Origin of the sequence: Kosakonia arachidis (genome assembly GCF_900116535.1) — a bacterium.
Classification (GTDB): Bacteria; Pseudomonadota; Gammaproteobacteria; order Enterobacterales; family Enterobacteriaceae; genus Kosakonia; species Kosakonia arachidis.
Window position 1 is genome coordinate 610,094 of sequence record NZ_FPAU01000004.1, and the last position, 18,996, is coordinate 629,089.

The 18,996-nt window shown below is 52.7% G+C and carries 18 protein-coding genes; 12 read left to right on the plus strand and 6 right to left on the minus strand.

Annotation, left to right across the window (positions count from 1 at the left end):
- Positions 1-97 precede the first annotated feature (97 nt).
- The 3 genes from BM427_RS17865 to ycgN all read left to right on the plus strand — a co-directional run bounded on the left by BM427_RS17865 (position 98) and on the right by ycgN (position 1,718).
- The gene (locus BM427_RS17865; RefSeq protein WP_090123762.1) at positions 98-373 is read left to right on the plus strand and encodes a YcgL domain-containing protein; all 276 of its coding nucleotides are present in this window, start codon (positions 98-100) and stop codon (positions 371-373) included.
- Between the two features lie 145 nt (positions 374-518).
- A complete protein-coding gene (locus BM427_RS17870; RefSeq protein WP_090123763.1) occupies positions 519-1,178 on the plus strand; it encodes a fumarylacetoacetate hydrolase family protein in 660 nt (219 codons plus the stop codon).
- 93 nt (positions 1,179-1,271) lie between these two features.
- Entirely contained in the window at positions 1,272-1,718 is a 447-nt protein-coding gene (ycgN, locus tag BM427_RS17875) for a cysteine cluster protein YcgN (protein WP_208809144.1), read from the plus strand.
- Positions 1,719-2,093: 375 nt separating this feature from the next.
- On the opposite strand, the gene dsbB is transcribed toward ycgN, so the two are convergent.
- Positions 2,094-2,624: a disulfide bond formation protein DsbB gene (dsbB, locus tag BM427_RS17880; protein ID WP_090123768.1), complete on the minus strand. Its 531-nt coding sequence runs from the start codon at positions 2,622-2,624 to the stop codon at positions 2,094-2,096.
- Between the two features lie 328 nt (positions 2,625-2,952).
- Between dsbB and fadR the strand changes: the two genes are divergently transcribed.
- A complete protein-coding gene (gene fadR, locus BM427_RS17885) occupies positions 2,953-3,672 on the plus strand; it encodes a fatty acid metabolism transcriptional regulator FadR (RefSeq protein ID WP_090123770.1) in 720 nt (239 codons plus the stop codon).
- Between the two features lie 33 nt (positions 3,673-3,705).
- On the opposite strand, the gene BM427_RS17890 is transcribed toward fadR, so the two are convergent.
- On the minus strand, positions 3,706-5,238 hold the full coding sequence (locus BM427_RS17890; RefSeq protein ID WP_090123772.1) for a SpoVR family protein: 1,533 nt from the start codon (positions 5,236-5,238) through the stop codon (positions 3,706-3,708).
- A 317-nt stretch (positions 5,239-5,555) separates the two neighbouring features.
- Here BM427_RS17890 and BM427_RS17895 point away from each other — a divergent pair, with 317 nt between their 5' ends.
- Positions 5,556-6,854: a D-amino acid dehydrogenase gene (locus BM427_RS17895; protein ID WP_090123773.1), complete on the plus strand. Its 1,299-nt coding sequence runs from the start codon at positions 5,556-5,558 to the stop codon at positions 6,852-6,854.
- 18 nt (positions 6,855-6,872) lie between these two features.
- The gene (dadX, locus tag BM427_RS17900) at positions 6,873-7,943 is read left to right on the plus strand and encodes a catabolic alanine racemase DadX (RefSeq protein ID WP_090123775.1); all 1,071 of its coding nucleotides are present in this window, start codon (positions 6,873-6,875) and stop codon (positions 7,941-7,943) included.
- Positions 7,944-7,958: 15 nt separating this feature from the next.
- Here dadX and BM427_RS17905 read toward each other — a convergent pair whose 3' ends face one another.
- Both BM427_RS17905 and ldcA read right to left on the minus strand, forming a co-directional pair.
- The gene (locus BM427_RS17905; protein WP_090123777.1) at positions 7,959-9,692 is read right to left on the minus strand and encodes a potassium/proton antiporter; all 1,734 of its coding nucleotides are present in this window, start codon (positions 9,690-9,692) and stop codon (positions 7,959-7,961) included.
- Positions 9,693-9,813: 121 nt separating this feature from the next.
- On the minus strand, positions 9,814-10,725 hold the full coding sequence (gene ldcA / locus BM427_RS17910; RefSeq protein ID WP_090123779.1) for a muramoyltetrapeptide carboxypeptidase: 912 nt from the start codon (positions 10,723-10,725) through the stop codon (positions 9,814-9,816).
- A gap of 101 nt (positions 10,726-10,826) precedes the next feature.
- On the opposite strand from ldcA, the gene emtA reads away from it, so the two are divergent.
- The gene (gene emtA / locus BM427_RS17915; protein ID WP_090123864.1) at positions 10,827-11,438 is read left to right on the plus strand and encodes a membrane-bound lytic murein transglycosylase EmtA; all 612 of its coding nucleotides are present in this window, start codon (positions 10,827-10,829) and stop codon (positions 11,436-11,438) included.
- Here the strand turns inward: emtA and ycgR are convergent, their stop codons facing one another.
- A complete protein-coding gene (gene ycgR / locus BM427_RS17920) occupies positions 11,439-12,170 on the minus strand; it encodes a flagellar brake protein YcgR (RefSeq protein WP_090123781.1) in 732 nt (243 codons plus the stop codon).
- A gap of 211 nt (positions 12,171-12,381) precedes the next feature.
- On the opposite strand from ycgR, the gene BM427_RS17925 reads away from it, so the two are divergent.
- Complete coding sequence (locus tag BM427_RS17925) at positions 12,382-12,636, plus strand: GlsB/YeaQ/YmgE family stress response membrane protein (protein WP_090123783.1); 255 nt, start codon at positions 12,382-12,384, stop codon at positions 12,634-12,636.
- A 49-nt stretch (positions 12,637-12,685) separates the two neighbouring features.
- Here BM427_RS17925 and BM427_RS17930 read toward each other — a convergent pair whose 3' ends face one another.
- A complete protein-coding gene (locus tag BM427_RS17930; RefSeq protein ID WP_090123785.1) occupies positions 12,686-14,386 on the minus strand; it encodes an alpha,alpha-trehalase in 1,701 nt (566 codons plus the stop codon).
- Between the two features lie 960 nt (positions 14,387-15,346).
- On the opposite strand from BM427_RS17930, the gene BM427_RS17935 reads away from it, so the two are divergent.
- The 4 genes from BM427_RS17935 to BM427_RS17950 are packed head-to-tail and all read left to right on the plus strand — an operon-like array spanning position 15,347 to position 18,995.
- Positions 15,347-15,841 carry a hypothetical protein gene (locus BM427_RS17935; RefSeq protein WP_090123787.1) on the plus strand — a complete coding sequence of 165 codons (495 nt, stop codon included), beginning with the start codon at positions 15,347-15,349 and terminating at the stop codon, positions 15,839-15,841.
- A 23-nt stretch (positions 15,842-15,864) separates the two neighbouring features.
- The gene (gene tssJ / locus BM427_RS17940; RefSeq protein ID WP_090123865.1) at positions 15,865-16,371 is read left to right on the plus strand and encodes a type VI secretion system lipoprotein TssJ; all 507 of its coding nucleotides are present in this window, start codon (positions 15,865-15,867) and stop codon (positions 16,369-16,371) included.
- Between the two features lie 24 nt (positions 16,372-16,395).
- A complete protein-coding gene (gene tssK / locus BM427_RS17945; RefSeq protein ID WP_090123788.1) occupies positions 16,396-17,739 on the plus strand; it encodes a type VI secretion system baseplate subunit TssK in 1,344 nt (447 codons plus the stop codon).
- A 17-nt stretch (positions 17,740-17,756) separates the two neighbouring features.
- The gene (locus tag BM427_RS17950) at positions 17,757-18,995 is read left to right on the plus strand and encodes a DotU family type VI secretion system protein (protein WP_090123790.1); all 1,239 of its coding nucleotides are present in this window, start codon (positions 17,757-17,759) and stop codon (positions 18,993-18,995) included.
- Position 18,996: the final 1 nt, after the last annotated feature.

Below are 18,996 nucleotides of genomic sequence, written 5' to 3' on the forward strand. Positions count from 1 at the left end.
CGCTCACATACGGAGCAATATTCCGAAGACTATCAGGCATGTTATAGTCAGTATTATATTCAGGCAAGTAACCACCCGCTAAATCCGAGTATAAAGTATGTTTTGTGTGATCTACCGAAGTACCCGACGCGATCAGACTTATCTGTATGTCGAAAAAAGAGACGATTTTTCCCGTGTGCCAGCGACCTTAATGCAAAGTTTTGGTCAACCTCAGTTGGCAATGATTTTGCCCCTCGATGGGCGTAAAAAACTGGTGGGCGCCGATTTGGAAAAAGTAAAAGAGGCGCTGACCACTCAGGGCTATTATTTGCAATTACCACCGCCGCCGGAAAATTTACTCAAACAGCATCTTGCTGATAATGACAGGCAATAATCTCCTCTCTCGCAGCGGCGGAATTTTCTGCCGCTGTTTATTTTCCTCGCAGCAAAAGCCGTAACATATTCAGATTTGACAAACCTTCAGACGGCGTGGATAGTCATTTTTCGCTCATGCTCAATGTGTTACTTAGGGGAAAAACATGTATCAACATCATAACTGGCAAGGCGCGCTGCTGGATTACCCGGTGAGTAAAGTGGTTTGCGTTGGCAGCAACTATGCGAAACATATTCAGGAGATGGGGAGCGCCACCCCTGAAGAGCCGGTGCTGTTTATCAAACCGGAAACTGCGCTCTGCGACATCCGTCAGCCGCTGGTTCTGCCGCAGGAGTTTGGCTCGGTACATCACGAAGTTGAACTGGCCGTGCTAATTGGCGCCACATTGCGCCAGGCAACGGAAGAGCATGTTAAAAAAGCGATTGCTGGTTATGGCGTTGCGCTTGATCTTACGCTGCGCGATCTACAAGGTAAAATGAAGAAAGCCGGGCAACCGTGGGAAAAAGCCAAAGGTTTTGATAACTCCTGCCCGATCTCCGGTTTCATTCCGGCGGCGGAATTTACCACCGATCCGCAAAATACGCCGCTCGGGCTGAAAATCAACGGTGAAGTTCGCCAGCAGGGCAACACGGCGGATATGATCCACAAAATCGTGCCCCTAATCGCTTATATGAGCCGCTTCTTTACGCTGAAAGCGGGGGATGTAATCCTGACCGGTACGCCGGACGGCGTTGGCCCGCTGCACAGCGGCGACGAGCTGGAAGTCGGTTTCAACGGTTTTTCCCTGTCGACCCGCGTTTTGTAAGGCAATTTGCCGCCTTAATCCGGCGGCAAAACTTGCATCCGCATGCCAGACTGGTTATAAGGTGCACCCTGGATTTTAATGGCGGATTTCATCATGAGCGACACACCTTTCTGGCAAAGCAAAACTCTCGAACAAATGACGGACGCGGAGTGGGAATCGCTGTGCGATGGCTGCGGTCAGTGCTGCCTGCATAAATTGATGGATGAAGACAGCGACGAGATCTACTTCACCAATGTCGCCTGCCGGCAGTTGAATATCAAAACCTGCCAGTGCCGCAATTACGAGCGGCGCTTCGAGTATGAACCCGACTGCATTAAGCTGACGCGCGAAAATCTGCCCACCTTCGAATGGCTGCCACCGAGTTGCGCTTATCGCCTGTTGGCTGAAGGGAAATCGCTGCCGCTGTGGCATCCACTGCGTACCGGTTCGAAAGCAGCAATGCATGCGGAGCGTATTTCTGTACGGCACATTGCGGTAAAAGAGTCGGAAGTCCAGGACTGGCAGGACCATATCCTCAATAAACCTGAATGGGCGGATTAATCTGCTGAAACCTCTGTCACGAAAATATAACGTTAATTTATTGAGCAGCAATTAACGGTTCTTCACCTTCGTGTTTTATATATCGTTGAAATATCGCCAGTGGTCGTCAGTGAAATTAATGGTGAGCGCTGTCAATTAAATCTGAAGCGAAGCGCCAGATGCCCTTTCCATGCTAAGGCAAAGAATACAGTGAGGGATTGCCGCGTCTGAAATCAGAATGAGCACATTGACCGCCCGCTTGCTACGGCTACTTTTTATACTACATCGCAAACTGTTAGTTCTCGTTTTTTCCACGGTTGATGTTACTAATTGAAATGCCGAGGGTTTGCGCCCTGTATGTGAGAGATAAAAAAACGCTCCCGAAGGAGCGTTTTCCTAGCGACCGAACAGATCGCGTTTTTTCGGTTTGAACGGCTGGGCAACCAGTACCAGCAGCGCAACTATCAAATAAGCAGCAAAAATACCCAGCAGCCATTGCGGCATGTCCAGCGTCAGAAACTCCCACTGGCGTTGTGCACAATCACCGGTAGCAACAAACACTTGCGGCAGCCATTTATCGAGCGGCAGCCACGCAGGAAAACGCGCGGCGAAATCGCAGGTCAAAAACGGCGAAGGGTGTAACTGAATCATCGTATGCTCCCAGGTAAGCTGGATACCGCGAATAGCGCTGTAAATCCAGATAACCAGAGCGACATAGCGGAGCGGCGTTTTAGGTGCAATTGCACCAACAATACCTGCGCCCATCACGCCAAACAGCGCACAACGTTCATAAATACAAAGCACGCAGGGTTTCAGCAGCATCACATGCTGGAACCACAGCGCGACCATTTCAAGTGCAAACGCAGTGAGTGCCATAAGAAGCCAGGCTCCGCGCCCACGTGAGCACTCATTTAAATATCGCAACATAATCTTTTCCCAGGAGATTCGTAGACAACGCAGTGTAAACGAAATCATTGTAGAGGCCACTAGCAGGCAGCAAAATAATACGTAATCGAATGTTTATCATGCGGAATGTCAAATTAGGAATAAACTTGCTGTTCTTTTGTGCAAAAGAAAATAGTGATCAATCCGGGTTTGTTTCAAATGAAAGACGTACTGAAAGCAGGGTTAACGCTTGTAAAATCACGAAAATGGCGAGGCGATCCCTTTTTTCTTCTTGCCGTACGCTACCTGCTCTGGGCTGTGTCTGGTATGATGAGTGTCCTTTGCTTAGCTGTGTAGTGGAAATTTGTCTATGGTCATTAAGGCGCAGAGCCCGGCGGGTTTCGCGGAAGAATATATTATCGAAAGTATATGGAATAGTCGCTTTCCGCCAGGATCGATTCTTCCGGCTGAACGCGAACTCTCTGAACTGATTGGCGTCACTCGTACCACGTTGCGTGAAGTGTTGCAACGTCTGGCACGTGATGGCTGGTTGACGATTCAGCACGGCAAGCCCACGAAAGTGAATAACTTCTGGGAAACATCGGGTCTGAATATTCTCGAAACACTGGCGCGTCTGGATCACGAAAGCGTTCCTCAGTTGATCGATAATCTTCTGTCGGTGCGTACCAACATCTCAACGATCTTTATTCGTACAGCATTCCGTCTGCATCCTGATCAGGCGTTGCAGGTATTGGCCAAAGCGCGCGAGGTAGAAGATTATGCCGATGCGTTCGCCGATCTGGATTACAACGTTTTCCGTGGGTTGGCGTTTGCCTCCGGGAACCCGATCTATGGGCTTATCCTCAACGGCATGAAAGGGTTGTACACCCGCATCGGACGTCATTACTTCTCCAGCCCGGAAGCCCGCAGCCTGGCGTTGGGTTTTTATCACCAGCTTGCTGAAGTATGCGAACAGGCGCAGTACGAAAAAGTCTATGAGCTGGTGCGTCGTTACGGCCATGAAAGCGGTGAAATCTGGCATCGCATGCAGAAAACGATGCCTGGCGATTTAGCGTTGCAGGCGCGTTAAGCAAAAAACCCTCTGCTTACAGAGGGTTTTTCGTCACAGGCTGTTCTGGCGAGGCGGGCATCTTTCCAACAGTTCCACGCTGCCATCTTCATTTTGCTGCTCCAACAGCACATCAAATCCCCACAGGCGATGTACGTGTTTCAGCACTTCGCGACGGCCTTTATCCAGTGGTGCGCGGTTATGCGGAATATAACGCAGCGTCAATGAGCGATCACCGCGCAGATCGACATTCCAGATCTGAATGTTGGGCTCCAGATTACTGAGGTTGTACTGCGACGACAGGCGGGAGCGAATTTCCCGGTATCCCTCTTCATTATGGATTGCTGCAATCTCCAGGTAGTTATTGCGATCGTCATCCAGCACGGTAAATAAGCGGAAATCACGCATAATCTTCGGCGACATAAACTGGCTAATGAAGCTTTCATCTTTAAAATCACGCATGGCGAAATGCAGCGTTTCCAGCCAGTCGGAACCGGCAATATCCGGGAACCAGTAGCGGTCTTCGTCCGTCGGCGACTGGCAAATACGCTTAATATCCTGGAACATGGCAAAGCCAAGCGCATACGGATTAATTCCGCTGTACCACGGGCTGTTATAAGGAGGCTGGAACACAACGTTAGTGTGGCTGTGCAGGAATTCCAGCATAAAGCGGTCGGTCACTTTCCCTTCATCATAGAGATGATTGAGGATGGTGTAATGCCAGAAAGTCGCCCAGCCTTCATTCATTACCTGCGTCTGTTTTTGCGGGTAGAAATACTGGCTGACTTTACGCACGATGCGCAGGATCTCTCGCTGCCATGACTCCAGCAGCGGTGCGTTCTTCTCCATAAAATAAAGCAGGTTTTCCTGCGGCTCAGATGGATAGCGGCGCGCTTCGGCGGTGGTCCGCTCCTCTTCGCGTTTTGGCAGCGTACGCCACAGCATATTCACCTGGCTTTGCAGATACTCCTCGCGGCTTTTCTGCCGGGCTTTCTCCTCCTGCAAGGAGATTTTTTGCGGGCGTTTGTAGCGATCAACCCCGTAGTTCATCAGTGCATGGCACGAGTCGAGCAGTTTTTCGACTTCATCGACGCCGTACCGCTCTTCACAGTCGGTAATGTATTTCCGCGCGAAAATCAGGTAATCGATAATTGAACTGGCATCGGTCCAGCTGCGGAAAAGGTAGTTATTTTTGAAGAAAGAGTTGTGCCCGTAGCAGGCATGCGCCATCACCAGCGCTTGCATGGTGATGGTATTTTCTTCCATCAGATAAGCAATACATGGGTTGGAGTTAATGACGATCTCGTAAGCCAGCCCCTGTTGCCCGTGTTTATAGAGCCGTTCGGTTTCAATGAATTTCTTACCAAACGACCAGTGAGGGTAGTTGATTGGCATACCAACGCTGGAGTAAGCGTCCATCATCTGTTCTGAAGTAATGACTTCAATTTGATGCGGATAGGTATCCAGCCGATAAAGTTTTGCCACCCGGTCGATTTCAGCCAGATAGACATCCAGCAGATCAAAAGTCCAGTCGGGTCCATCGCTCAGACGAATAGAGTCCTTATTCATTGAGTCAATCGTAGCCATTAGCGCGCCCTCATTGTTAGAACACTCTCTGTATGGAGCGTCTCATTTCAAGCATAGAACACGCAATCAATTCTGTACGGCAGGGCACTTTTTTGTTCGCAATTTTTGATCCTGCCACCGGCATTAATAGCCGTTTTTGCAAAATTTTATACTGTGGCGAAATGTCGAGCAGCAGGAGATGCTAAATAATCACAGGCCTTGTAATACGGTGAAGCTGTGAGGGGTGTCACCATAAAAAAGCCATATGTTGAATAATATTTTCATCTGGGTTATCAATTTGTAATTAGACGATTGTGCTTTACTCACAGGAGAGGGATATGCGAGTTGTTGTATTGGGAAGCGGCGTAGTGGGTGTCGCCAGTGCCTGGTATTTGCGTCAGGCGGGTCATGATGTCACGGTTATTGACCGCCAGCCGGGGCCGGCACAGGAAACCAGCGCTGGGAATGCCGGGCAGATTTCCCCGGGTTATGCCGCTCCCTGGGCCGCACCGGGTGTGCCGCTGAAGGCCATCAAATGGATGTTCCAGCGCCATGCGCCGCTTGCTATCAGCCTTGACGGCACCTCATCACAGCTGAAATGGATGTGGCAGATGCTGCGCAACTGCGATGCCCGGCACTATGCAGAGAATAAAGGACGTATGGTGCGGTTGGCCGAGTACAGCCGCGACTGCCTGAAGCTATTACGTGAAACTACCGGTATTCAGTATGAGGGGCGACAGGGAGGTACCTTGCAGCTTTTCCGCACCGCCGCGCAGTATGAAAACGCCACCCGTGATATTGCCGTATTGCAGGACGCAGGCGTTCCTTACCAGTTGCTGGAATCCGCGCGGCTGGCTGAGGTAGAGCCTGCGCTGGCGGAAGTGGCGCACAAATTAACCGGTGGTCTGCGTTTGCCAAATGATGAAACCGGCGACTGCCAGCTTTTTACCCAGCAACTTGCCAGCATGGCAGAGCAGGCAGGTGTGGTCTTTCGCTTCAATACCCCGGTGGATCGTCTGCTGTATGAAGGCGAAAACATCTATGGTGTGAAGTGCGGCGAAGAGGTGGTAAAAGCCGATGCCTATGTGATGGCCTTTGGCTCCTGGTCAACCGGGCTGCTGAAAGATATCGTTGATATCCCTGTATACCCGCTGAAAGGTTACTCGTTGACAATCCCGGTCACGCAGGAAGACGGCGCACCGGTTTCCACTATCCTTGATGAAACCTACAAAATCGCGATTACGCGGTTTGATAAACGCATTCGTGTAGGTGGCATGGCGGAAATTGTTGGTTTCAACACCGAGCTGCTACAACCTCGTCGTGAAACACTGGAAATGGTGGTACGCGATCTCTTCCCGCGCGGTGGTCGCGTTGAAGAGGCGACATTCTGGACCGGTTTGCGCCCAATGACACCGGATGGTACGCCAGTTGTTGGTCGAACGCCGTATAAAAATCTGTGGCTTAACACGGGCCACGGTACATTGGGCTGGACCATGGCCTGCGGTTCCGGCCAGTTACTCAGTGATTTAATGTCCGGCACCACGCCAGCTATTGCAGCGGACGATCTTTCTGTCGCCCGCTATTTACCAGGTTTTACCCCGGCACGCGTACAGCATCTGCATGGCGTTCATAACTGATAAATATAAGGAAAAGTGATGTCCCGTCCGATTATGGCCACGCTGGACTTACAGGCGTTGGGCACTAACTTACAGGTCGTGCGTCGGGCTGCGCCAACAGCTAAGGTCTGGTCAGTGGTCAAGGCGAATGCATACGGTCACGGTATCGATCGTGTCTGGCGTTCTCTTGCCAGCACGGATGGTTTTGCGATGCTGAATCTTGAAGAGGCCATTTTGCTGCGTGAACGCGGCTGGAAAGGGCCGATTCTGCTACTGGAAGGTTTTTTCCACGCCGATGAATTACCGCTATTCGATAAATACCGGCTGACCACCAGCCTGCATAGCAACTGGCAGATTAAGGCGTTACAAAATGCGCAACTGCAAGCGCCGCTGGATATCTATCTGAAGATTAACAGTGGCATGAATCGCCTTGGCTTTATGCCGGATCGCGTACATGCAGTGTGGCATCAACTGCGGGCGATTAATAACGTAAGCAGCATTACCCTGATGTCGCACTTTGCCGAAGCCGAACGCCCGGACGGGATCGTCGGGCCGATGGCGCGTATTTCGCAGGCGGCGGAAGGACTGGACGCGCCGCGATCGTTATCCAACTCCGCGGCGACATTATGGCATCCTGAAGCGCATTTCGACTGGGTCCGTCCGGGTATTGTGCTGTATGGCGCATCGCCCTCCGGTCAGTGGCAGGATGTTGCCAATACAGGTATACGGCCGGTAATGACGCTCAGCAGCGAAATTATCGCAGTGCAAACGTTAAAAGCGGGTGAAACGGTTGGTTATGGCTGCCGCTATCGCGCCAGCGGGGAGCAACGTATCGGTGTGGTGGCCTGTGGCTATGCCGACGGTTATCCGCGTATTGCGCCTTCTGGGACGCCGGTACTGGTCGACGGAATTCGCACCGGCACGGTCGGCTCGATTTCGATGGATATGCTTACGGTCGATTTAACGCCTTGCCCGCAGGCCGGTATTGGCACGCCGGTTGAGCTGTGGGGTAAGGAGATAAAAATCGACGACGTCGCTGCGGCGGCAGGTACGGTTGGGTACGAACTGATGTGCGCACTGGCACCGCGTGTGCCTGTTGTGACGGTGTAACATACTACGAGGCGGTTATTCCGCCTCGTCTTCTGCCACTCTAACGCCCACTTTTAACACCGCGTTGTCGTTTTTTTCGGCCACTGTCCAGATCATTCCGGCAAACTCAACCTGGTCGCCAACCACCGGAGCTGCTCCCAATAACTGCTGAACAATATCGCCCAGCGTTTGCTGGTTATCACGGTGCTCAAGACCTTCCTCAAGTCCGTAAATAAGTGCCACGTCGGCGAATTTGGCATTCGCTTCGAGGATAAAATCGCCAAAGAAACGCTGATCCAGAGCGACCGGCGGCGACTGGCTAAACAGCTTGCCCAGCGCAGGGAGATCCCGCTCACGACCAATAACACACAGTACGTCGCCTTCCCGCAACCGCGTGCTACCGGTCGGATGCAACAGACTGTTACCGCGAAACAGCGCCGCGATGCGCGTCTCTTCCGGCATGTGCAAATCACGAAGCGCCGCACCCACGCACCATTTATCGGCACTGAGCTGGTAGACGAACTGCTCGAAGGGATTATCCGGATGAATATCCAACCCCACGCGAGAAACCGGCCAGCCGACCGGCGGTACCACCACTTTGGCTTTTTTCGCCGCCCAGGTGAGTGAGGTCCCCTGGAACAGCAGCGAGATTAGCACCACGAAGAAGGCAACGTTAAAGAACAGCCGCGCATTATCCAATCCGGCCATCATCGGGAAGGTGGCGAGAATAATCGGCACGGCGCCACGTAGCCCCACCCAGCTGATAAACACGCGCTCACGCAGATTGAAGCCACGAAACGGCAGCAGACTGGCGAACACCGACAGCGGCCGGGCGATAAAAATCATCCATGCTGAGAGGATAAGGGCAGAGAAGGCAATCGGCAGCAGATCGGACGGTGTGACCAGCAGACCCAGCACGAGGAACATGGCGATTTGCGCCATCCAGGCCAGCCCATCGAAATTTTGCAGAATCCCGTAGCGGTTGCGGATCGGCCGGTTGCCCAGCACAAAACCACATAAATACACGGCCAGGATACCACTACCGTGTAAGGCTGTCGTCAGAGCAAAAACCAGAATACCGCCGCTGAGTGCCAGCAGCGGATAGAGACCCGGCGGCAGGGAGATACGGTTGATCATCTGCTGAAGTAGGTAGCCACCCGTGCCGCCCAGCAGAATACCAAGACCAAACTCCTGTACGATATGCACCAGGAACATCACATCGAGATCGGCTTTGTGCTTCTGGATCATCTCAATCAGCGTGATGGTCAGGAAGACCGCCATCGGATCGTTACTCCCCGACTCGATTTCCAGCGTGGAGCCAACGCGCTCGTTAAGCCCTTTGCCGCCCAGCAGCGAGAATACCGCCGCCGCATCAGTGGAACCGACAATCGCGCCAATCAGCAGGCCTTCCATCACGTTGAGCTTGAACAACCATGCGGCCATCACACCGGTAAGACCGGAAGTGACCAGCACACCTACAGTGGCGAGCGAAAGCGCAGGGCCGAGCGCAACACGAAAAGAACTGGCGCGGGTTCGCATGCCGCCATCCAGCAAAATGATCGCCAGCGCGAGGTTACTGACCATATAAGCCAGTGGGTAGTTATCGAACGGGATCCCGCCGATACCATCAATGCCGGCTAACATACCGATGACCAGAAAAATGACCAGGATAGGTATACCAAGGCGGGAAGAGAAAGAACTCAATAAGATGCTACAGGTTACAAGGACAGAACCCAGAATAAACAGACTAATTATCGCCTCAGCGTCCAATGTGGTGCTTCTCCTTAATCCTCGCCAGCGGGAATGCCCCGGGCCAGAAACCCAGGGTTGGTAATTTCACTTCATAATAACGGCAGAAACAGCGACGTAATAAGAACATTAAGCACTTTTTTTACACCGAAATCACGGGATGACCGGTCATTGTCAAGCGTGTTATATCAGTATGTTGCAGTTGGGCAAACGCACCTAACGGCAGGGTTACCGTTTGCGGTTCGTGCCCGAAAGCCAGCCCGCTAATGACCGGGATCGTCAACTGCGAACGCAAGTAATCCACCATCTTTGTAAGATTGTAGCCCGCATCGTAATCGTTAGGTTGTGTGTTGGAGAAACTACCGAGAATGAGCGCGTTTTGCTGCCCCAGAATACCAGCGTGCAGCAATTGCAAAAGCATGCGCTCAACGCGATAAGGATGCTCATTGATATCTTCCACCGCCAAAATACCGCCTGGCATTGACGGCAACCATGGCGTGCCGATAAGTGACGTCAGCATTGCCAGATTTCCGCCCCATAGCGTCCCTTCAACATGGCATTGCGGTCCAGCGCCGTTCCACTCGATGCTGAAGGTCGGGCTGGTCAGGGCGCGCCAGAAGTGCTCCTGCGTGAATGCATCCAGTGTTTCTGCACCGAAATTACCCGCTAACATCGGGCCGCTAAAAGTAATCACCTTGCCGGTTGCCAACAGACCAAGCTGGATCGCCGAAAAATCACTGTGACCGCATATCAGCAGCGGTTGCTGTTGCTGACGCGCCGCGATGCCCTGCCAGTCAATATCGGCAAGCAAACGGCTGGCACCATAACCGCCGCGCACCGGCATCACAATGGTATTGTTGCCCGCGAGGGTTGCCAGCGCGTTGATGTCGGCCAACCGCTCTTCATCGCTACCGGCAAACCGCTCGCTGCGCCGGGTGATGACCGATGGATTGGCGATGTGATGCCCCAGCTGCGTCAGACGTTCAACGGCAAGTGCTGCCGCGTGCTGATTAATGCAATAACCGGAAGGGGCGATCAAATGGATGGTGGACATGGCATTTCCTTGCTGACATCTATAGGGAAACAGTTATCATGCCGCTAACCTGTACCGTTGTCATCCGCAGTGATGAGCCGTTCGAAGAAGGATTTGTTGGCGTGAAATTAAGATGGTTTGCTTTTTTAGTGGTACTTTTGGCCGGATGTAGTTCAAGACAGGATTACCGACAGCCGGACTGGAATCCAGAGATACCGGTGAAACGGGCGATGCAATGGATGCCGATCTCCCAAAAGGCGGGCGCGGCGTGGGGTGTCAGCCCACGGCTGCTAACGGCGATGATTGCCGTGGAATCTGGGGGAAATCCGAACCTGGTGAGTAAATCCAATGCGGTGGGGCTGATGCAACTGAAAGCGTCAACCGCCGGACGTGAAGTCTACCGCTATATGGGATGGAGCGGTCAACCCTCCAGCAGCGAACTGAAAAATCCTGAACGCAATATTTCCATGGGCGCGGCCTATTTAAGCATTCTCGCACATGGACCGCTGGCGGGGATTCGTGACCAACAAGTAATGCAGTACGCGCTGGTGGTCTCCTACGTTAACGGCGCCGGGGCATTGCTGCGAACGTTCTCGTCGGATCGCGGCGAAGCGATTGATGAGATCAATGATTTGAGCGCTGACGCTTTTCTGAAACACGTGGCGGAGAAGCACCCCGCGCCACAAGCGCCGCGCTATATCTGGAAAGTACAAAAAGCAATGGATGCGATGTAATCAGCGCACCCGGCTGGCGCGTTCGCGCGCCTCGCGCTCCAGGGCGAAGATAATGCGCTGGAGCTCGCGCTCAACGCCGGGGCTGACATTCAAAAATCGAAAGCTCAGGCGTGGCGTCACGATGGTGCTATTTTTCCCGTCCACCACTTTGCGTTCGCCGATCGCAATCAACTGTGCGTCAAAATAAAATTGCCCCCAGGACGCCATATCCAGTTCGACCTGCGAAAAGCGCATGCCCGGTTGCAGTGCTGCGGGTAACTCGCCATCCAGCAGGGCGCCCATCCCCCCTAATGAAAGGTCGAACAAGCGAAAACGGATCTCCTTTTTGTCCGGCATCAACGCTTTACAAAAATAAGCTGGCTGGAGCGGGGCGCTGATGCGGAAATATTCACGGCGCTGAATAAACCACAGCGAATCCGGTAGCGAGGAAATAAACGCTGGCAGCGCCTGGAAATCACCGGCTGCGAGCCCGGGCAGTGTGAATTCAACTTTGGCACCTTGTGTTTCAGCGGTAATGGTCACCTTCCCGGCACGCTGCACTGCGTTGTTCTCATACTCCTGGCTACCAAAATCCATCACCAGCTCTTCCGGATTGACTTCCAGTATCTTACTGATGAACTGACCGCTGCCCCAGGTAATGCAAACGGGCACCTGACTTTTTTGCAGATCGCGCAAAACACCCAATACGGCCAGAGGATTTTGTTTCAGGAACTGCTCACTGTAATTGCTCACGCCGAATGGCTCCTTGATGACTGACACACCGTCTTTGGGTTATCGGCAATCTCAGAGAGAACTTAATACAAATATTGCGAAAAATTTTCCCCGAAGAGTGGGATTAAGTCTGTGAGATGAAAAAGTTTTGTCGCCGACAACTATACTGTAGCTAATGCGCCGCCGTTGTGGTGCGTGCGTGTAAATGAAACAAGCAGAAGGAGAGAGTAAAATGGGCATTCTCGCGTGGATCCTTTTTGGTTTGATTGCTGGCGTTATTGCTAAATTAATCATGCCCGGACGGGATGGTGGCGGATTTATTCTGACTTGTATTCTGGGAATTGTGGGGGCGGTAGTCGGGGGCTGGCTGGCTACAACATTTGGTTTTGGTGGCGATATTACCGGCTTTAATCTGCACAGCTTCCTTGTTGCGGTCGTTGGCGCCATCGTGGTGCTGGCGGTATTCAGGCTATTGCGCAGAGATTAAAACTTCCGCTTCAGTAAAAAGGCCGCAATCGCTGCGGCCTTTTTCATGTTTACTGCGCGGATTTTTGTTCGACAGGCGCAGGTTGTTGTGAGGTGGACGCAGGTTGTGTCTGCGGCACGTTGTCGCAGGGTTTCTCTTTCGGACATACCAGATCCAGCATTTTCAGCGTGACACCATTAGTCCAGCCAAAGCCGTCTTGCAGCGGGTACTCGCCGCCGCCGCCGCCCGTACCGGTGGTACTGACATCATATTTTTCCACCAGCTTTTTCTCTCGGTCGTAGGTGTGCTGAACATTGGTCAGAAAACGCCAGCTCACCTCCTGCGACAGTTTCTGATGTTGGTAATTTTGCAGCCCCTCGGCGGCAACCCATTGCAGCGGTGCCCAGCCGTTAGGCGCATCCCACTGTTGCCCGCTATTCACGGTGGTGGTGGTGATGCCACCAGGTTTCAGTAGTCGCGCCTGTGTGGCGGCAGCCACTTTATCCGCACGATCCTTCGCTGCCGCGTTGACAAACAGCGGGAAGAGCGCCGCTGCCGTAAGCTGGTTTCTGACCTTATGGGTTTTCAGATCATAATCCGCATACCAGCCCTCTTTTTCATTCCAAAGATTGGCTTCGATGCCTTTCTGCCGTGCGGTGGCAAGGGCTTCATACTGGGCGGCTTTTGTCGCATCCCCGGAAACCTGATAGCCGCGGGCAAGCATTTTTTCCATTTTGAACATCAACGCGTTCAGATCCACGGGCACAATGCTGGTGGTTCGGATGGTACCGAGCTGCTGCGGGTTATCCATCCAGCGCGAGCTGAAATCCCAGCCCGAGGCTGCAGCGGAACGTAAATCGCGATAGATCTCCGTGGCAGGGCGGTTGGGGTTATTTTTAGCCGTAGTGACATCATCAAGCCACGACTCCGGACGTGGCGTATCGCGGTCGTCCCAGTAACGGTTTAATACGGTTCCGTCATTCAGTTTCACTACGCGCTGGCTGGCCTGGCCCGGTTGCAGGCTATCGGCGCCTTCCATCCAGTAGTGATACTCTTTTTCCATCTGCGGCAGCCAGGTTTTCAGTGCCTCATCGCCATCATGGGTGGCCAGCAGTTCAACCATCAAGGCGAAAAACGGCGGCTGTGACCGGCTCAGATAGTAGGTACGATTGCCATTGGGAATATGTCCCCAGGTATCAATTTCATGCGCGAAGTTGGTGACCATATCGTTGATCATGTCCCAATGTCCGCTTTCGGCGAGGCCCAGCATCGTAAAATAGCTATCCCAGTAATAAACTTCGCGGAAACGACCGCCTGGCACAACATAGGGTTTTGGCAGTGGCAGCAAGGAATCCCACTTACCGACGCTACCGGTTGTGCGCGTCAGCACAGGCCACAGGCCGTCGATATGCTCGCGCAGGCTCTGCCCTTCAGGCGGAACATAGGCCTCGCCTTCCTTCGGTAAGGTAAAGTTAAGATCGACGAAGTGGCGCAAATCGAAGCTGGTTTGGTTACGCTGCATACGGTAATCCGCCAGGATCATCAGCGGATCGCCGTTGGGTACGGCATCTGCAAAGGTTTTTTGATCGGGAAAGAGTTTGGCGCTTTGCACATCGTTAAATAGTGGCCCGAGCAGGACATCCGGTGATTGCTGCGCATTCGGGGCATCTGCGGACAGCGCCTGCGGAACAACAGCAAGTAATGCCCCACTTAAAACGACGTGCATTGCCAGCAACAGCGAGCGCGGCTGGCGCATAACAGGTTTTATCATCAATCATTCTCCTTGGACTGGCGCATCACGGCACCGCTGACATCAATCTTGTCCAAACCTTAGACGAATATCAGATAAATCGCGTGCCTGGTTTGGCATTTTGCGCGATTCCAGACTATTTCCCCGTCTACCTGGGACGAAAAAGCTTTTTTCCGCAAAAGTGTGACCGTCGTTGATCAATGCGGCGGGGCTATAGTTTTAGCAGATCAAATCTTAGAGCGATAAAAAATGGACAATATTGCGGCAAATCAATGTGGCTGAAAGGTTTCATTTAATGTGAATTCAAAGCGATTAAGTATCGCTAAATAGTTTCATACGAAGAATATTCTCTCTCGTAACAACCGGCGATACCGCTATGAAATAGTTTTGTGCGTGACTATGTGCGTTTGGTAAAAGGATGCTCGTCGCACAATATATTTTCCAATGCTGACAAAAGAATCCTAAATAGGGTGTGAAAGTGCTTAAACCTTGCATTTAATCGGGAATTACAGCTACCAGATATTGTAGTATTTATTCGTATGTTTATGCTTTTAGGAATACTCCTATCACCTTATTTTTATTATATGCTAAGAAAGAGATGGTGGATATTATATATTTAATTTCAGTTGGTTATGGGGTTTTTAGCTTAATGAACTGGTGTGATAGTTTGCTGATTTTAATAATTCCTTCCCCAAGTGAAATTTTTTGTTAAGAATCATCTTAATTTGCAAAAAAATTAAATAATCCTATTTCATCAGGTCGGAGAACGTATTGAATTGAATAACCCGATCTGTAAAATTGTGTCATGATAGTCAATGAAAAGTAATAATATTGCGGCCTTGTTATGTGCAGGCTCGTGCGGTAGCTATGCCTTTTATTAATTATCACGGCGTTTTGCTGGAATATTTAGAGCGATTTAACTGCTGCTTTCCGAAACGCTCCTGGTCAACACAGTAATATATTTGCAATGGAAAAAACTCTATGAACATGCGAATGGTCCTGGCTCTTCTTTTTGTCTTTGGCATTAGTGGATGTAAAGCGCCACCGAAACCGGCTCCGAGCGACGACACCATTGTTACCAGTGAAGTGAATGGTGTTACATTAACTCACCGTTATGCTGTTAGTGCTCCAACCGAATTTACCCCCATTAACCAAAACTATCGGGCTCTCTACCCGGCATCTGTCATGAGCAAGCCGGATTTCGGCGGCAAAGTGATACGCCAGCTTGAAACCGGTAAAACTTATGTTGTTCTGGGGCAGGTAGAGCACTTCTGGATGGCGCTGGCTGATGAAGGGAAGGAAGAGCTGATTGGTTATGTGCCGATGCGCGCCGTGGTGAAAAGCGAGCTGTATGACAAAACGCTGCGTGAAGACCGTCGTCGCAGAGTTGTGCCGAAAAAACAGACCTGCGTGACGGTAGACGGCAGCGGCAAAGCCTGCAAAAACGCTAACTCAGGAACCTGGATCATCGATTAATCCAGCCGTGACGAGTGCCAGATATGAATAATAATGCTGTTGTGCGCCAGCTCTGTCTGGTGTTTCTCTTTGTGCTGGCCACCCTGGCCAGCGGTTGTGGATCTTCTTCACACAGCGTACCTACCAGCTACAACCTTCAGTTCAGGGCTCATCCGCAAATCAATGAGTCCGCTCCCCTTAAAGTCAGGGTTCTGCTGTTGAAATCGGACGCCACGTTTATGTCTGCCGATTTCTGGTCGCTGCAAAATAACGCTGACAGCGTGCTGGGTGCCAACCTGCTCAACAGCGATGAATTTTTCCTGATGCCCGGTCAGTTGTCGAAAACGCTCAGTGGCAAAAGCGCGCCGGAGGCGCGTTACATCGGCGTGATCGCGGAATATCAGGCACTCGATGGCAAGAAATGGCGTATCTCCCTGCCGCTTCCGGTGCAGGGTGAGAGCCACTTCTACGAATTCTGGAAATCTTCTGCGGATGAACTGCAAGCGAATCTTTTCCTCGACATCAATGGAATTCGCGTCATTTCCAAATAGCGCCAGCTTAAACAGGAAAACAGCATGAATAAAGCAGAAAAGGTCATATGGACTGAAGGTATGTTTCTGCGTCCTCATCATTTTCAGCGTGCAGAAAGTTACCTGCAACATCACATTCGTGAATGGGGGACACTGCAACGCCCGTACCTTTGGGGCTACCTGGATCTTGAACTGGATGACGCGATGTTACGTCAGGGATGCATCGCCCTGAGCTCTGCCAGTGGGTTACTGCCGGATGGCACTTTTTTCTCTTTCCACGACGCACGCCAGGCGCCTGCGCCGCTGGCTATCCCGGACAACACAAGCAATGAGCGCGTTGTTCTGGCATTACCGGCGCGACGCGGCGGACGTGACGAAGTTATTTTTAGCGAAGAGAAAGATTCGCTGGCGCGTTACGTCACCTGGGAAAGCGAAGTGGATGACGACAACGCCATGTCCGTCGGGCCGGCTGCCGTGCAATTTGGTCGCTTGCGGCTAAAACTGATGCTGGAAAAAGATCTGAGCGCCGAATGGACAGCCATTGGCGTGGTTCACGTGCTGGAGAAGCGTAACGATAATCACGTTCGCCTCGATACGCGTTATATCCCGCCGGTACTCAATGCCATCAATAGTCCGTTGCTGTATGGCGTGCTTAGCGATCTACAAAGCTTGCTGATGCAGCGTAGCCAGCAAATAGGTCAGCGTCTGCGCCAGCCGGGGCGTTTTAATACCTCGGAAATGGTGGAATTCACGCTGCTGGCGCTGATCAATCATCATCTTGGCGAGGTAGCGCATCTGAAAACGCTGCCGATGATCCACCCGGAAGCGCTGTGGCGTAGCTGGCTGCCGTTCGCCACGGAGCTGACGACCTGGACCGCAGCGCGTTCACCGGAAGAGACACTGCCGGTTTATGATCATGACGATCTCGCGGGCTGCTTCAGCAAATTGCAATTAATGCTGCGTCAGGGGTTGTCGCTGGTGATGGAAGAACACGCGATCCAGCTTCCGCTCACCGAACGTACCCATGGCCTGAATGTCGCTACGTTACCGAATACCAGCATGGCACGGGAGTTCGGCTTTGTGCTGGCGGTCAAGGCCAGCGTGCCGGGTGAGATCCTGCAAACCCACTTCCCGGCGCAGATGAAAGTCGCCCCGGTCACCAAAATCCGCGATCTGGTACAGCTTCAGTTGCCTGGCATGATGCTGCGGGCCATGCCGGTCGCGCCGCCGCAGATTCCGTGGCATGCCGGTTACAACTATTTCGAACTGGAAAAAGGCGGCGAACTCTGGAACGAAATGGAGAAATCGGGGGCCTTCGCACTGCATCTTGCGGGCGAATTCCCGGGTCTTGATATGGAGTTTTGGGCCATCCGTAGCCCGACTGAATAAGAGAGCGAGCGCACAATATGCAGGAACCAAACGTCGCCGGCAGTGATGCCGCTCTGGCAGGAGCCAGTGGTAACAATCCTTTGGTCGCAGCGGCAAACCCGCTACTTAATGCGATACCGCAAATCCGCTTTTCGGTCTCACATGACGATCAAAGCGGTTTACGTCAGCATTTAATTGATGAGATCCGCCGTTTTGAGGTGCGCTGCCAGCAATCCGGGCTAGCCTACGAGGTGATCGTCGGTGCGCGCTACTGCCTCTGTACAGCGCTGGATGAAGCCGCAGCGCTGACGCCGTGGGGCAGCCGTGGCGTCTGGTCCGGCAGCGGTCTGCTGGTGACATTCCACAACGAAACCTGGGGCGGGGAGAAATTCTTCCAACTGCTGGCGCGGCTGTCGCAAAACCCGCGCGAGCATATCGCGTTGCTGGAACTGATCAACTTCTGCCTGCTGCTTGGCTTTGAAGGCCGTTACCGGGTGATGGACAACGGCCGTACCCAACTGGAAACCATCAAACAGCGCCTGTGGCAGATGATCCGGGGTGTGCGCGGTAACTATCCGCCGCCGCTTTCGCCGCACCCGGAAGATCAACCGGTGATGCGCAAACTCTGGCGTCCGGTGATCCCATTATGGGCCTGCGTCGGGCTCGCGGGCTTCCTCGCCTGCCTGTTCTATATCGTGCTCAACTGGCGGCTTGGCGACAACACCAGCCCGGTATTGGCGAAAATCTATCAGACGCAATTGCCGGAAGCCGCCATTGCCCAGCCAGCGGCGAGTGCGCCGCCAGTGCTTAATCTGCGTGCCTTCCTGCGCCCGGAAATTCAACAAGGGCTGGTGGTGGTGCGCGATGAAGCCGATCGCAGCGTGGTGACCTTAAAAGGCGATGGGCTGTTTGCCTCCGGTTCAACGGTGGCGCGGGAGAGTTACGAACCGGTGATCGACCGTGTTGCCCAGGCAATGAACAATGTCAGCGGCCGCATTCTGGTGGTCGGTTTTAGCGATAACGTGCCGATCCGCAGCGCGCGATTCGCCTCTAACTACGAGCTCTCTCTGGAGCGCGCTCGCTCGGTGCAGTCGCTGCTGCAAAAACATCTGTCGCAGCCGGAACGCGTGAAAGCAGAAGGGCGAGGGGAGATGAACCCGATCGCACCGAATAACACGCCGGAAAACCGCGCCCGCAACCGCCGCGTAGAGATTACTTTGCTGGTGTCGCCGGAGAATACGGCCGCCGAGCTGAACGGACTGCCGCAAGGAAACTAAA